This window comes from Methylobacterium sp. OAE515 (assembly GCF_041806315.1).
GTDB lineage: Bacteria > Pseudomonadota > Alphaproteobacteria > Rhizobiales > Beijerinckiaceae > Methylobacterium > Methylobacterium tardum.
Genome location: NZ_JBGMUV010000001.1, coordinates 5423445 through 5437573, shown reverse-complemented (window position 1 = coordinate 5437573; position 14129 = coordinate 5423445). Strand labels below are relative to the sequence as shown.

Genomic DNA, 14129 nt, shown 5'->3' with positions numbered 1-14129 from the left:
ACGGGAGGCAACGCGATGGAATCGGGTCGGCGAATCGAGATCGCCCTGGATCGCGCCGTGGCGCACGCGGAGGCGCCGGGTGCGCCGCCGCTCCTCGCGGAAGCTCTCCGCTACGCGGTCTTTCCCGGCGGCCACCGCATCCGCCCGCGCCTCTGCCTCTCGGTGGCCCAGGCTTGCGGCGACGACGATCCGGGCGGCTCCGAGGCGGCCGCAGCGGCAATCGAGCTTCTCCACTGCGCCTCCCTGGTCCACGACGACCTTCCCTGCTTCGACGACGCGCCGATGCGTCGGCAGAAGCCTTCGATCCACGTCGCCTTCGGAGAACCCATCGCGGTGCTGACTGGCGATGCCCTCATCGTGCTGGCCTTCGAGACCTTGGCGCGCGCCGCCGGCTCTCACCCAGGGCGGCTCGTACGGCTCGTGGGCCTGCTCGGACGTGCGGCAGGCTCGCCGTCCGGCATCGCGGCGGGGCAGGCCTGGGAGTCGGAGGCGCATGTCAGCCTCAGCGACTATCAGCAGGCGAAGACCGGTGCCCTGTTCGCGGCCGCGACGGTGGCGGGCGCCGCAGCCGCCGGAGCCGAGCCGGAGCCGTGGCGCAGGCTCGGTGAATGTCTCGGCGAGGCCTACCAAGTCGCCGACGACCTGCGCGACGTCGCCTGCCGCCAGGAGGAGATCGGCAAGCCGGCCGGGCGCGACGCCACCCTCGGCCGACCGAATGCGGCCGCGCTCCTCGGTACCGGCGGAGCGCTGGATCGCCTGTCGCGCCTGACCCGCGAGGCCGTGGCGGCGATTCCGGCCTGTCCCGGCGCGGCCGCACTTACCGCCGAGATCGAGGCGCAGGCGCGGCTTTTCCTGCCGGCGAGCCTGCGGGCGGTGGTGGCCTGAGCGCCGGCCCGCTCCCAAGGGTCACGGCCTTGGCGCCACGTCCGACTGCCCTCGGAGACCGATGGCTGGCGTGGCGCAACCGCCTTGTGTCGAGCCCGCGCTTCCAGCGCTGGGCGGCGGGCTTTACCTCTGACCCGTCGGATTGCCCGGCGAAACACCCGGGCCCTGTTCGATCTCTGCGCCGGCTTCGTCTACGCGCAGGTGCTCACGGCCTGCATCCGGCTCGATCTGTTCGGGATCCTCGCCGAAGGGCCGCTCTCGGTCGCAACGCTGGCCCTTCGCATCGACCTGTCACCGGACGCCGCGCGCCGCCTGCTACGGGCCGCCGAATCACTCGGGCTGGTGCGCGCGGTGTCGGATGATCGGTTCGCGCTCGCGGATCTCGGCGCCGCGCTCGTCGGAAATCCGGGCGTCGCCGCGATGATCGAGCACCACGCGCTCCTCTACGCCGATCTCGCGGATCCGGTGGCGCTGCTGCGCAGACAGACGCCGCCGACCCGGCTCTCCGGCTACTGGCCCTACGCCAACGGCGGCGCAGGCGATGCGAAGAGCGTCGCGCCCTACAGCGGCCTCATGGGCGCCTCCCAGGCCATGATCGCCGAGGACGTGCTCGACGTCTGCGACCTCTCGCGGGTCGGACACCTGATGGATGTCGGCGGCGGCGAGGGCGCGTTCCTCCAGGCGATTGCCCGCCGGCACGCCACCCAGAGGCTGACGCTCTTCGACCTTCCCGCCGTGGCGGACCGCGCTCAGAATCGCCTCGCGCGCCTCAGTCTCGGCGAGCGGATCACCTGTTGCGGCGGCGATTTTCACGGCGGATTGCCGACCGGAGCTGACGCGATCTCGTTGGTCCGGATCGTCCACGATCACGACGACGCCCCTGCCCAGGCTCTGCTCGCGGCGGCGCACACCGCTCTGGCGCCCGGTGGGATCCTGATCCTTGCGGAGCCCATGGCCGGCACTCCGGGCGCCGAACCCGTCGGCGACGCGTATTTCGGCTTCTACCTGCTTGCCATGGGTTCAGGACGGCCCCGTCGCGTCGAAGAGCTTCGCGCCATGTTGCGCGAGGCGGGATTTACCGCTGTCCGCGAGCCCAAAACCCGGCGCCCGCTGCTCACCCGCGTGCTGATCGCCCAAAAATCGAGCGCTGATCTGTAGGTATGCCTTGACGCTTACATATGTCTATCTAGGATGACACTCAGCGGCTTCGCATCGGCGAGATTCGCGCAACGTCGGGCGGAAGATCCCAGCCATGGATGCTTTGGCCGTCATTCTCGAAAGTCCGGAGCATCTCGCGATCAAGCACGTCGCACTGACGCCGCCGGCTGAGACCGACGCAGTCGTTGCGGTCACATGGAGCGGGATCAGCACCGGCACCGAGCGGCTCCTCTGGTCGGGCCGGATGCCGCCGTTTCCCGGCATGGGATATCCCCTGGTTCCCGGCTACGAGTCCGTGGGCACGGTAATCGAGCCTGATGCGGGCGGATCGGTTATGGTCGGCCAGACCGTCTACGTCCCGGGCGCACGCTGCTTCGGCTCCGTCCGGGGCCTGTTTGGCGGCGCCGCCTCGCATCTCGTCGCACCGGCTGGACGGCTCATACCGGTGGACGCCGCCCTCGGCGACCGAGCCTGCCTGCTCGCCCTGGCGGCGACCGCCTACCGGGCCCTCGGCGGGATCCGGCCCGGCTCGACGCCTCTCATCGTCGGCCACGGTGTGCTCGGCCGGCTGCTGGCCCGGCTTACCCTGGCTGCGGGCGCCGAGCCGACCGTCTGGGAGACGAATCCGGCGCGCAGCACCGGGGCGCTCGGCTACACGGTCCTGGCGCCGGCGGACGATCTGCGACGCGACTACGCGGTCATCACCGACGTGAGCGGCAACGCCGACGGTCTCGATACCCTGATCGCCCGGCTCGCTCCCGGAGGCGAGATCGTGCTCGCCGGGTTCTACGAGGCGCCCCTCAGCTTTGCCTTCCCGCCCGCCTTCATGCGCGAGGCGCGGATCAGGATCTCCGCAGAGTTCCGGCCCGAGGATCTCGCCGCCGTGACGATGCTGATCGACGGCGGCCAGCTCTCGCTTGACGGGCTGATCACCCATCGCGCGCCGGCGGCGGAGGCCGAAAGTGCCTACCGCACCGCCTTTGCCGATCCCGCCTGCCTGAAGATGATCCTCGACTGGAGGGACGCCGCGTGAACGTTCAGCTCAACAAGGCCGCCCTGTCCCAAGCGACCCAGCTACGCGCCGAGGCCGCGATCGAGCCCGATGCAGTCGCTACCGCACCAGCGAAGAAAGAAACGCAGATCATCGCGATCTACGGCAAGGGCGGCATCGGCAAGTCGTTCACGCTGGCCAATCTCAGCTACATGATGGCCCAGCAGGGCAAGAAGGTCCTGCTGATCGGCTGCGATCCGAAGAGCGACACCACCTCGCTGCTGTTCGGCGGCAAGGCCTGCCCGACCATCATCGAGACCTCGACGACGAAGAAGCTTGCTGGCGAGGTGGTCGCGATCGGCGACGTCTGCTTCAAGCGCGACGGCGTCTATGCGATGGAGCTCGGCGGCCCCGAGGTCGGGCGCGGCTGCGGCGGGCGCGGCATCATCCACGGCTTCGAACTGCTGGAAAAGCTCGGCTTCCACGAGTGGGGCTTCGACTTCGTCCTGCTCGACTTCCTCGGCGACGTGGTCTGCGGCGGCTTCGGCCTGCCGATCGCCCGGGACATGTGCCAGAAGGTCATCGTCGTCGGCTCGAACGACCTTCAGTCGCTCTACGTCGCCAACAACGTCTGCTCGGCGGTGGAGTATTTCCGCAAGCTCGGCGGCAATGTCGGCGTCGGCGGTCTGGTGATCAACAAGGATGACGGCACCGGCGAGGCGCAGGCCTTCGCGGACGCCGCCGGCATCCCGGTCCTGGCCTCGATCCCGGCCGACGAGGATATCCGGCGCAAGAGCGCCAATTACGAGATCATCGGCAAGCCGGACGGGCGTTGGGGGGCGTTGTTCGCGGAACTCGCCGCCAACGTCGCGGACGCCGCGCCGCACCGCCCGACGCCGCTCTCGCAGGACGGGTTGCTCAGCCTGTTCTCCAGCGAGACCACCGGCCGCGACGTCGTGCTGGTCCCGGCGACCCACGAGGACATGTGCGGCGTCGCCCACGTGGCCAAGCCGTCCCTCGAAGTCGTCTACGACGAGGTCTGACGCGCATGGCCGTCTCCCTCGACATCGCCGATCTGCGGGCCCGGAAGGCGCCGGCCAACGGCGACCTCGCCGCCACGAAAGGCGACGGCCTCGGCTGCCATGCCGGGAAGGACGCGATGGTGGCGGCCGCGGAAGCCGCGGGGATGTCGGAGACGCTGGCGCAGCTGCGGGCTGACTATCCGCAGGGCCCGCACGACCAGCCGCAGAGCATGTGCCCGGCCTTCGGCTCGCTACGCGTCGGCCTGCGCATGCGCCGCACCGCCACGATCCTCTCCGGCTCTGCGTGCTGCGTCTACGGCCTGACCTTCACGTCCCATTTCTACGGGGCGAAGCGGAGCGTCGGCTACGTGCCGTTCAACTCGGAGACGCTCGTCACCGGCAAGCTGTTCGAGGACATCCGCGAGGCGGTCCACGCCACCGCGAAGCCGGAAGATTACGACGCCGTCGTCGTCATCAACCTCTGCGTCCCGACCGCCTCCGGCGTGCCCCTCCGGCTGCTGCCGAAGGAGATCGACGGCGTCCGGGTGATCGGCATCGATGTGCCGGGATTCGGCGTACCGACCCATGCCGAGGCCAAGGACGTGCTGGCCGGCGCCATGCTGAAGGTCGCCCGCGCGGAGGCCGAGCAGGGCCCGGTGGCAGCACCTCGCGGCGGCCGCTCCGAGCGGCCGAGCGTGGCGCTCCTCGGCGAGGTGTTTCCCGCCGACCCGGTGGTGATCGGATCGCTCCTAGAGCCGCTCGGCCTCGCCGCCGGGCCGGTCGTGCCAACCCGCGAATGGCGCGAGCTGTACGCCGCCCTCGACTGCGCGGCAGTGGCGGCAATCCATCCGTTCTACACGGCCTCGATCCGTGAGTTCGAGGCGGCGGGCCGCCCGGTCGTCGGCTCCGCTCCGGTCGGCATCGATGGCACCGCCGACTGGCTCGACCGGATCGGCGAAGCCTGCGGGGTTGCCCGCGCCACCGTCGAGGCGGCCAAGAACCGGATCCTGCCCGGCATCCGCGGGGCGCTCGGCGCGATGCCGATCAAGGGCCGGATCACGCTGTCCGGGTACGAAGGCTCGGAATTGCTCGTGGCCCGCCTCCTCGTCGAGAGCGGCGCCGAGGTTCCGTATGTCGGCACCGCCTGCCCGCGCACGCCCTGGTCGGAGGCCGACCGCGACTGGCTCGAATCCCGCGGCACGCAGGTGCGTTACCGGGCCTCGCTCGAGGATGACCTGTTCGCCCTCGAATCGCTGAAGCCCGACCTTGCCATCGGCACGACGCCGGTGGTGCAGCGGGCGAAGGAGCGCGGCACGCCGGCCCTCTATTTCACGAACCTGATCTCGGCGCGCCCACTGATGGGTGCGGCCGGCGCCGGCTCGCTTGCCACGGTGATCAACGCCGCCCTGGGCAACCGGGCGCGGTTCGACGCCATGCGCGACTTCTTCGAGGGCGTCGGCACCGGCCACGCCGCCGGCGTGTGGCAGGAGGTGCCGCAGAAGCGCCAGGGACCGAAGATCGAGGGCCCGAAGAAGCCGATCGGGGAGATGGCCTGATGCTGATCCTCGATCACGACAGGGCCGGCGGCTACTGGGGTGCGGTCTACGTCTTCACGGCGATCAAGGGCCTGCAGGTCGTCATCGACGGTCCCGTCGGCTGCGAGAACCTGCCGGTCACCTCGGTGCTACACTACACCGACGCGCTGCCGCCGCACGAGCTGCCGATCGTCGTGACCGGCCTCGCGGAGGAGGAACTCGGCCGCTACGGGACCGAGGGCGCCATGAAGCGCGCCCACGCCACCCTCGATCCGGGCCAGCCGAGCGTGGTGGTCACCGGCTCCATCGCCGAGATGATCGGCGGCGGCGTGACCCCGGAGGGCACCGGCCTCCAGCGCTTCCTGCCGCGCACCATCGACGAGGATCAGTGGCAGGCCGCCGACCGGGCCATGCGCTGGCTCTGGCAGGAATACGGGGCGAAGAAGTTCGCGAAGAAGGGCATCCCGGCCCGACCGGAGAAGAAGCCCGGCGAGAAGCCGCGGGTGAACCTGATCGGCCCGGCTTACGGCACCTTCAACATGCCCTCCGACCTCGCCGAGATCCGGCGGCTGGTCGAGGGGATCGGCGCAGAGGTGAACCTCACCTTCCCGCTCGGCGCGCACCTCGCCGACGTGCCCAAGCTCGTCAACGCAGACGCCAATATCTGCCTCTACCGGGAGTTTGGCCGCTTGCTCTGTGAGGATCTGGAGCGGCCCTACCTGCAGGCGCCGATCGGCATCATCTCGACCACCAAGTTCCTGCGCTCGCTCGGCGAAATCCTCGGCCTCGACCCGGAGCCGTTCATCGAGCGCGAGCGCCACACCACGATTAAGCCGGTCTGGGACCTGTGGCGGTCGGTGACGCAGGATTTCTTCGGCACCGCGAGCTTCGGCATCGTCGCAACCGAGACCTACGCGCGGGGCGTGCGCCACTTCCTCGAAGACGAGATGGGCTTGCCCTGCCACTTCGCCTTCGGCCGTTCGGCCGGGCTGAAGCCCGACAATGCCGCCGTCCGCGCCGCCATCGCCGCCAAACCGCCGCTGGTCCTGTTCGGCTCGTTCAACGAGCGGATGTACCTCGCGGAGTGCGGCGCCCGGGCGACTTACATCCCGGCCTCGTTCCCCGGGGCGATTATCCGGCGGCACACCGGCACGCCGTTCATGGGCTACGCCGGCGCGACCTACCTGGTCCAGGAGGTCTGCAACGCCCTGTTCGACACCCTCTTCCACATCCTGCCGCTCGCCCGCGACATGGACAAGGTCGAGGCGACACCGGCACGGCGCCACGCCGAGCTGCCCTGGGACGAGGCGGCGCGACAGGCCCTCGACGCTCTGGTCGAAGCACAGCCGGTGCTGGCCCGCATCTCCGCCGCCAAGCGCCTGCGCGACGCCGCCGAGCGCGCCGCCCGCGACACCGAATCCGACGCCGTTGCGCCCGCCCATGTGGCGCGGGCCCGGGCCGATCTCGCCGCGGGGATCCCCGCATGAGCGCCCCTTTCGTTTCACCCAGAGGAGACCTGACGATGCGAACGATGGTCCCGACCGGCCGCCAGCACCAAGAAGCGCTTCAGTTCCGGCTGATCCTGACGGCGACCTACCCGTTCTTCCTCGCCGCGGCGACGCTGAACCGCTTCAGGCCCGCCCGCGAGACGGCCCGGCCGGGCCTCGCGCCGGCGCACCGCTCGGTGTTCGGCGAGGCCCGCGCAATGGCGGTTCAGGCGATTCCCTTCGCCTTCATGGGCTGATGCGCCCCTGAGTGAGACACTTCCGTCCGGTGACGCGGGGGAAGTCGGGCCGTGACCGCCACCAGGCATCACGGCTGAACCCGTCGCGCCTCGCCAGAGGTGCGGCCAACACACGGAGGTCTGAACGATGGCGAGTGGACCCATCACGACAGAAAGACCGAGCAGCCTGTCCGGGCTGACGGAACCGGAAGCCAAGGAGTTCCACGCGATCTTCCTGACGAGCTTCCTCATCTTCACGGCGATTGCCGTGGTCGCCCACATCCTCGTCTGGCTGTGGCGTCCGTGGCTCCCTGGACCGCAGGGCTACGCCTCCCTTGAGGGCGTTCGCGACGCGGCCCACGCCCTCGTCACGATGATCGGCTGAGGAGGATCGGATGCACAAGGTTTGGTTGCTGTTCGATCCGCGGCGCACGCTGGTGGCTCTGTTCACCTTCCTCTTCATCCTGGCACTGCTGATCCACTTCATCCTGCTCTCGACCGACCGGTTCAACTGGCTGGACGGTCCGCGCAACAACAAGGCCGCCGAGAACACCATCACGCTCGCGCTGCCGCAGATGCCGGCCTGACCGCCGGTCCGGACCGCGGCGCGCGAGGGCCGCGGTCACCCCATCCTTCCTCTTCTCCGGCCTGACTGAGGAGCAGCCGCCATGGCGATGCTGAGCTTCGAGCGCAAATACAGGGTCCGCGGCGGCACCTTGCTCGGCGGCGACCTGTTCGACTTCTGGGTCGGGCCGTTCTTCGTCGGCTTCTTCGGCGTGGTCGGAATGTTCTTCACGGTGCTCGGCACCGCGCTCGTCATCTACGGCGCGGCGATCGGGCCGACCTGGAACATCTGGCAGATCAACATCGCGCCGCCCGACATCAGCTACGGGCTGAAGCTCGCACCGCTGAAGGACGGCGGCCTCTGGCAGATCATAACCTTCTGCGCGCTCGGCTCGTTCGTGTCCTGGGCTCTGCGCGAGGTCGAGATCTGCCGCAAGCTCGGCATCGGCTACCACGTGCCGGTCGCCTTCGGGATGGCGATCTTCGCGTATTTCACCCTCGTGGTGATCCGCCCGTTCCTGATGGGGGCCTGGGGCTACGGCTTTCCCTACGGCATCCTCAGCCATCTCGATTGGGTATCGAACACCGGATATCAGTACCTACACTTTCACTATAACCCGGCGCACATGCTCGCCGTGACGTTCTTCTTCACGACCACGCTGGCGCTGGCGATGCACGGCGGCCTGATCCTCTCGGCGACCAACCCGAAGAAGGGCGAGACCGTGAAAACGCCCGAGCACGAGGACACTTTCTTCCGCGACACGATCGGCTACTCGATCGGCACCCTCGGCATCCACCGCCTCGGGCTGTTCCTTGCTCTCTCGGCGGGGTTCTGGAGCGCGGTCTGCATCGTGATCAGCGGGCCGTTCTGGACGCAGGGCTGGCCGCAATGGTGGGGCTGGTGGCTCAACCTGCCGGTCTGGCGATGACTGGCCGACGCTTGGCGAGACGACACGGGTGATGCGAGCCGCCGCCGAGCGCGCGGCACTCCGGGGGAGGGCAGGCCATGGCCTATTACCAGAACATCTTCACGCAGGTTCAGGTGCGCCCGCTCGTGCCGGAGCACGGCGTTCCCGTCGCGGCCGACGACCGCGTGGGCAGGCCGTTCAACAGCTACCTGTTCGGGCTCATCGGCAACAGTCAGGTCGGGCCGATCTACATCGGCTACATCGCGGCCTTGTCGATCACTTGTGGTGTTATCGCCTTCGAGATCATCGGTCTCAACATGTGGGCGTCGGTGAACTGGGACCCGATACAGTTCGTCCGGCAATTGCCGTGGCTCGCCCTTGAGCCGCCCCTGCCGAAATACGGCTTGAAGGTCCTGCCGCCGCTCAACGAGGGCGGCTGGTGGCTGATCGCCGGCTTCTTCCTGACCGCGTCGATCCTGCTCTGGTGGGTCCACCTCTACAAGCGTGCGAAGGCGCTGGGCCTCGGTCTCCACGTGCCGTGGGCCTTTGCGTCGGCGATCTGGCTCTACCTGGTCCTCGGCTTCATCCGTCCGCTGCTGATGGGCTCATGGTCGGAAGCCGTGCCGTTCGGGATCTTCCCGCATCTCGATTGGACCGCGGCGTTCTCGCTCCGGTACGGAAACCTCTTCTACAACCCGTTCCACATGCTCTCGATCACGTTTCTCTACGGATCGACGCTGCTGTTCGCGATGCACGGGGGCACGATCCTGGCCTGCTCGCGCTACGGCGCCGAGCGCGAGATCGACCAGATCGTCGACCGCGGCACGGCCACCGAGCGCGCCGCCCTGTTCTGGCGCTGGACCATGGGCTTCAACGCCACGATGGAATCGGTCCATCGCTGGGCCTGGTGGTTCGCGGTCCTGACCACGCTGACCGGCGGCATCGGCATCCTGCTCACCGGCACCGTGGTGGACAATTGGTACCTCTGGGCGGTCAAGCACCACGTCGCGCCCTCGTATCCGCAGGTCTACGGCCCGATCGTGGATCCCGCCCATCTCGCACCTGGCCCGAGGCCGTGAGGAGGCCGTCATGAAGACGATTCTGGCGGTTGTCGGCGGGGCGCTGGCCCTGTTCCTCACCATCGCGATGTTCGGCGGCGCGGGCTGGACCCATCCGCCCATGGCGGTCAAGCAGACCGGCTTCCGCGGCACCGGCATGGACCTGATCCGGACCCGGGCCGGTAACGAGGCGCTGTCGGAAGCCAACCGGGCGCCGGCACCGGCCGATCCCGCGGATGCGGGGGGCGAGAAGGCCTCGGCCGTCTACGAGAACGTGCAGGTGCTCGGCGATCTCTCGGCCGAGCAGTTCAACCGTCTGATGGTGTCGATCACCGAGTGGGTCGCGCCGCAGCAGGGCTGCACGTACTGCCACAGCACCGAGAACATGGCCTCCGACGAGCTCTACCAGAAGCGCGTCGCCCGGCGCATGCTGCAGATGACGCAATACATCAACTCATCCTGGAAAGAGAACCACGTCCATCAGGCCGGCGTGACCTGCTACACCTGCCACCGGGGCAACCCGGTGCCGGCCAATATCTGGTTCGATCATCCGGTCCAGGGCGCGGGACGCTTCAGACCGCGCAACAACAGCCAGAACCTGGCCTCGCCGGAAGTCGGCAACACCTCGCTGCCCTACGACGTCTATCAGGCCTTCTACCAGCACAAGGAGACGTCGGAGGACGCCGTCCGGGTCAACGCCACCACGGCGCTACCGGAGACCAAGGGCAAGCCGATCCAGGACGCCGAGAAGACGTTCGCGATCATGATCAGCATGTCGCAATCGTTGGGCGTGAACTGTACCTTCTGCCACAACACCCGGTCGGTTGCGCAATGGGACACCAGCACGCCCAACCGGGTCCATGCCTGGTACGGCATCCGCATGGTGCGCGACCTGAACCAGGATTACATGACGCCGCTGACCTCGACCTTCCCGCGGAACCGCCTCGGGGTTCTTGGTGACGCGCCGAAGATCAACTGCGCCACCTGCCACAACGGCGCCAACAAGCCGCTGAACGGCGCCAACGTGATCGAACCCTATCCGGAGCTGTCTCACCCGACGATCTCGGTGAGCCTGCCGACCGGCGAGGCCAAGGACCCAATCCCTGGCACCGACAAGCCGACGCCGAAGCCCTGATCGGCTCTGGAGCGGCCGGGCCACCCGGCCGCTCCACGCAAGCTACAGGGAACATGCAACACGTAGAGGCGTCGATACCGACGGCCAAGCTCGGCCAGGAGAGACGCCCGTGACGATCACCATCTCCAACCTGCAGCCGCTGATCGCGATCCTGGCCGGGATCCTGATCCTGGTGATGCCGCGGCTGCTCAACTACATCGTGGCGATCTACCTGATCGTGGTCGGCGTGATCGGTCTGGGGATCCTGCACTGAGCGGCGCCCGCAGCACGAGGGGGCGGACCTGACAGACCGCTGGACCCGTCAGCGACCCAGGCACACTGCCATCGCGCGTTCATCTTGCGTTGCGTTGCGGGATAGTCCAACCCCGCCCATCAGCTCGGCCGTCGCCGGGCACCAGATACGGACGGGTTCGACATGGCGACCGGCAGCGCGAAGTGGGTCTATGCCTTCGGCGACGGCAAGGCGGAGGGCAAGTCGCAGATGCGCGACCTGCTCGGCGGTAAGGGTGCCAATCTGGCCGAGATGTCGAACCTCGGTCTGCCTGTCCCGCCCGGCTTCACCATCACCACCGAGGTCTGCACCTACTTCTACGACCACGGCAAGTCCTACCCGCCGGAGCTGAAGGATCAGGTCGCGGCCGCGCTTGCGCAGGTCGGCACGCTCACCGGCCGCAAATTCGGCGATGCAGCGAACCCGCTCCTCGTCTCGGTCCGCTCCGGCGCCCGGGCCTCCATGCCGGGCATGATGGACACGGTCCTCAACCTTGGCCTGAACGACGAGACGGTGCTGGCGCTGGCCAAGGAGGCCGATGACGAGCGCTTCGCCTACGATTCCTACCGCCGCTTCATCACCATGTACTCGAACGTGGTGCTGAACGTGGAGCACCACGCCTTCGAGGAAGCGCTGGAGCACTACAAGGAGAGTAAGGGCTTCGAGCTCGACACTGAGCTCGGCGCCGAGGACTGGAAAATTCTGATCCAGATCTACAAGAAGATCGTGCGCGACGAGCACGGCTCGGACTTCCCGCAGGGCGCCGACGACCAGCTCTGGGGCGCGATCGGCGCCGTATTCAATTCCTGGATGATTCCCCGGGCCAAGAAGTATCGGGAGCTGAACAACATCCCGGAGAGCTGGGGCACGGCCGTGAACGTGCAGGCCATGGTGTTCGGCAACATGGGCGACACGTCCGCTACCGGCGTCGCCTTCACCCGCAATCCGTCGACCGGTGAGAAAGCGCTCTACGGCGAGTTCCTGATCAACGCCCAGGGCGAGGACGTGGTGGCGGGCATCCGCACGCCGCAGAATATCACCGAGAAGGCCCGCATCGAGGCCGAGAGCGACAAGCCTTCCATGGAGAAGGCCATGCCCGAAAGCTTCGCGGAGCTGACCCGGATCTACGAGATCCTGGAATCGCATTACCGCGACATGCAGGACATGGAGTTCACCATTGAGAAGGGGAAGCTCTGGATGCTCCAGACCCGCAACGGCAAGCGCACGGCGAAGGCCGCCCTGCGCATCGCCGTGGATCTGGCGGGCGAGGGCCTGATCTCCCGTGACGAGGCGATCGGCCGGGTCGAGCCCGGCGCCCTCGACCAGCTCCTGCACCCCACCATCGACCCGAAGGCGGACCGCAAGGTCATCGCCTCGGGCCTGCCGGCCTCGCCCGGCGCGGCGACCGGCGAGATCGTCTTCAACTCGGAAGACGCGGAGGCGCACCGCAAGGCCGAGCGCAAGTGCATCCTGGTGCGCATCGAGACCTCGCCCGAGGACATCCACGGCATGCACGCCGCCGAGGGCATCCTCACCACCCGCGGCGGCATGACCAGCCACGCGGCCGTCGTCGCCCGCGGCATGGGCAAGCCCTGCGTCTCGGGCGTCGGATCGATCCGGATCGACTACAAGGCGCAGACGCTGACGGTCGGCGGCATCACGCTGAAGGCCGGCGACAAGATCACCATCGACGGCTCGACCGGGCAGGTGATTCAGGGCGAGGTGAAGATGCTGGAGCCCGAGCTGTCGGGCGACTTCGCCACGCTGATGGAATGGGCCGACGCGATCCGGACCATGAAGGTGCGGGCGAACGCCGATACGCCGACTGATGCCCGGACCGCGCGCAATTTCGGCGCCGAGGGGATCGGTCTCTGCCGCACCGAGCACATGTTCTTCGAGGGTGACCGCATCATCGCGGTGCGCGAGATGATCCTGGCGGACGATGCCGAGGGCCGCCGCGCGGCGCTCGCCAAGATCCTGCCCTATCAACGCCAGGACTTCCTGGAGCTGTTCACGATCATGTCCGGCCTGCCGGTCACGATCCGCCTGCTCGATCCGCCGCTGCACGAGTTCCTGCCGCACACCGACGCCGAAGTCGCCGAGGTCGTGAAGGCGACCGGCGTCTCGGAGGAGAAGATCCGGCACCGGACGCGGGAGCTGTCCGAGCACAACCCGATGCTGGGCTTCCGCGGCTGCCGTCTGGCGATCGCCTTCCCGGAGATCGCCGAGATGCAGGCTCGGGCGATCTTCGAGGCCGCCGTCCAGGCTGCCGCCGACACCGGCAGCCCGGTCACGCCCGAGGTGATGGTGCCGCTGGTCTTCACCCGCGCCGAGTTCGACATCGTGAAGGCGCGCATCGACGCCATGGCGAAGGCGGTCGCCGAGGAGAAAGGTGCCACACTCGACTATCAGGTCGGCACCATGATCGAGCTGCCGCGGGCTGCCCTCAAGGCCGGCGAGATCGCCGAGACGGCCGAGTTCTTTTCCTTCGGCACCAACGACCTGACGCAGACGGCGCTGGGCATCTCCCGCGACGACGCGGCGACCTTCCTCGGTCCCTACACTCAGAAGGGCATCCTGCCGGCCGACCCGTTCATCACCATCGACCAGGAGGGTGTGGGCGAGTTGGTGCGCATCGGCGTCGAGCGCGGCCGCAAGACCCGCCCGGACATCAAGCTCGGCATCTGCGGCGAGCACGGCGGCGATCCGGCCTCGGTGGGATTTTGCCAGGAAGTCGGGCTCGATTACGTCTCCTGCTCGCCCTACCGCGTGCCGATCGCCCGGCTCGCGGCCGCCCAGGCCGCTCTCGGCAAGGTCTCGGGCAAGGAAGGCTGAACGTTAGCCGAGGGCGCCTGCGGGCGCCCTCATCGGGCTCGTCA

13 protein-coding genes and 1 pseudogene are annotated in these 14129 nt (G+C 68.3%); all 14 read left to right on the top strand.

The features are described from left to right. Nucleotides 1-15 precede the first annotated feature (15 nt). The 14 genes and pseudogenes from ABIE45_RS26525 (at nucleotide 16) to ppdK (ending at nucleotide 14085) form a co-directional block, all read left to right on the top strand. Nucleotides 16-885 (top strand): polyprenyl synthetase family protein, encoded by an 870-nt coding sequence (locus ABIE45_RS26525; protein WP_192707661.1) that lies wholly within the window; start codon nucleotides 16-18, stop codon nucleotides 883-885. Between the two features lie 29 nt (nucleotides 886-914). Next, nucleotides 915-2043: pseudogene (locus ABIE45_RS26520) on the top strand (methyltransferase). Nucleotides 2044-2137: 94 nt separating this feature from the next. Beyond that, entirely contained in the window at nucleotides 2138-3076 is a 939-nt protein-coding gene (gene bchC / locus ABIE45_RS26515) for a chlorophyll synthesis pathway protein BchC (RefSeq protein WP_192707663.1), read from the top strand. Further along, a complete protein-coding gene (locus ABIE45_RS26510; RefSeq protein ID WP_192707664.1) occupies nucleotides 3073-4077 on the top strand; it encodes a chlorophyllide a reductase iron protein subunit X in 1005 nt (334 codons plus the stop codon). Before bchC ends, ABIE45_RS26510 begins: the two co-directional genes overlap by 4 nt. Nucleotides 4078-4082: 5 nt before the next feature. Next, nucleotides 4083-5612, top strand: coding sequence for a chlorophyllide a reductase subunit Y (gene bchY, locus ABIE45_RS26505; RefSeq protein WP_192707665.1), 1530 nt, complete (start codon nucleotides 4083-4085; stop codon nucleotides 5610-5612). Beyond that, on the top strand, nucleotides 5612-7078 hold the full coding sequence (gene bchZ / locus ABIE45_RS26500) for a chlorophyllide a reductase subunit Z (protein WP_192707666.1): 1467 nt from the start codon (nucleotides 5612-5614) through the stop codon (nucleotides 7076-7078). The genes bchY and bchZ overlap by 1 nt, the downstream gene beginning before the upstream one ends. Nucleotides 7079-7113: 35 nt before the next feature. After that, a complete protein-coding gene (locus ABIE45_RS26495; protein ID WP_192707667.1) occupies nucleotides 7114-7335 on the top strand; it encodes a hypothetical protein in 222 nt (73 codons plus the stop codon). A gap of 127 nt (nucleotides 7336-7462) precedes the next feature. After that, on the top strand, nucleotides 7463-7699 hold the full coding sequence (gene pufB / locus ABIE45_RS26490; protein ID WP_192707668.1) for a light-harvesting antenna LH1, beta subunit: 237 nt from the start codon (nucleotides 7463-7465) through the stop codon (nucleotides 7697-7699). A 10-nt stretch (nucleotides 7700-7709) separates the two neighbouring features. Then, nucleotides 7710-7901 carry a light-harvesting antenna LH1, alpha subunit gene (gene pufA / locus ABIE45_RS26485; RefSeq protein WP_012319766.1) on the top strand — a complete coding sequence of 64 codons (192 nt, stop codon included), beginning with the start codon at nucleotides 7710-7712 and terminating at the stop codon, nucleotides 7899-7901. 81 nt (nucleotides 7902-7982) lie between these two features. Beyond that, a complete protein-coding gene (gene pufL / locus ABIE45_RS26480) occupies nucleotides 7983-8807 on the top strand; it encodes a photosynthetic reaction center subunit L (protein WP_192707669.1) in 825 nt (274 codons plus the stop codon). Between the two features lie 77 nt (nucleotides 8808-8884). Continuing rightward, complete coding sequence (pufM, locus tag ABIE45_RS26475) at nucleotides 8885-9865, top strand: photosynthetic reaction center subunit M (RefSeq protein WP_192707670.1); 981 nt, start codon at nucleotides 8885-8887, stop codon at nucleotides 9863-9865. A 10-nt stretch (nucleotides 9866-9875) separates the two neighbouring features. Next, nucleotides 9876-10979, top strand: a complete 1104-nt coding sequence (gene pufC, locus ABIE45_RS26470) for a photosynthetic reaction center cytochrome PufC (protein WP_192707671.1) — start codon at nucleotides 9876-9878, stop codon at nucleotides 10977-10979. A gap of 109 nt (nucleotides 10980-11088) precedes the next feature. Then, complete coding sequence (locus ABIE45_RS26465) at nucleotides 11089-11232, top strand: DUF3096 domain-containing protein (RefSeq protein ID WP_012319762.1); 144 nt, start codon at nucleotides 11089-11091, stop codon at nucleotides 11230-11232. 162 nt (nucleotides 11233-11394) lie between these two features. After that, on the top strand, nucleotides 11395-14085 hold the full coding sequence (gene ppdK / locus ABIE45_RS26460) for a pyruvate, phosphate dikinase (RefSeq protein ID WP_192707672.1): 2691 nt from the start codon (nucleotides 11395-11397) through the stop codon (nucleotides 14083-14085). The last annotated feature ends 44 nt before the right edge of the window (nucleotides 14086-14129 follow it).

Excerpts from the sequence above, each read along its gene's own strand:
- pufB (WP_192707668.1), top strand. The coding sequence starts at position 7,463 with ATGGCGAGTGGACCCATCACGACAGAAAGACCGAGCAGCCTGTCCGGG.
- pufM (WP_192707670.1), top strand. The coding sequence starts at position 8,885 with ATGGCCTATTACCAGAACATCTTCACGCAGGTTCAGGTGCGCCCGCTC.
- ABIE45_RS26495 (WP_192707667.1), top strand. The coding sequence starts at position 7,114 with ATGCGAACGATGGTCCCGACCGGCCGCCAGCACCAAGAAGCGCTTCAG.
- bchZ (WP_192707666.1), top strand. The coding sequence starts at position 5,612 with ATGCTGATCCTCGATCACGACAGGGCCGGCGGCTACTGGGGTGCGGTC.
- ABIE45_RS26525 (WP_192707661.1), top strand. The coding sequence starts at position 16 with ATGGAATCGGGTCGGCGAATCGAGATCGCCCTGGATCGCGCCGTGGCG.
- pufA (WP_012319766.1), top strand. The coding sequence starts at position 7,710 with ATGCACAAGGTTTGGTTGCTGTTCGATCCGCGGCGCACGCTGGTGGCT.
- pufL (WP_192707669.1), top strand. The coding sequence starts at position 7,983 with ATGGCGATGCTGAGCTTCGAGCGCAAATACAGGGTCCGCGGCGGCACC.
- ppdK (WP_192707672.1), top strand. The coding sequence starts at position 11,395 with ATGGCGACCGGCAGCGCGAAGTGGGTCTATGCCTTCGGCGACGGCAAG.
- bchC (WP_192707663.1), top strand. The coding sequence starts at position 2,138 with ATGGATGCTTTGGCCGTCATTCTCGAAAGTCCGGAGCATCTCGCGATC.
- bchY (WP_192707665.1), top strand. The coding sequence starts at position 4,083 with ATGGCCGTCTCCCTCGACATCGCCGATCTGCGGGCCCGGAAGGCGCCG.
- pufC (WP_192707671.1), top strand. The coding sequence starts at position 9,876 with ATGAAGACGATTCTGGCGGTTGTCGGCGGGGCGCTGGCCCTGTTCCTC.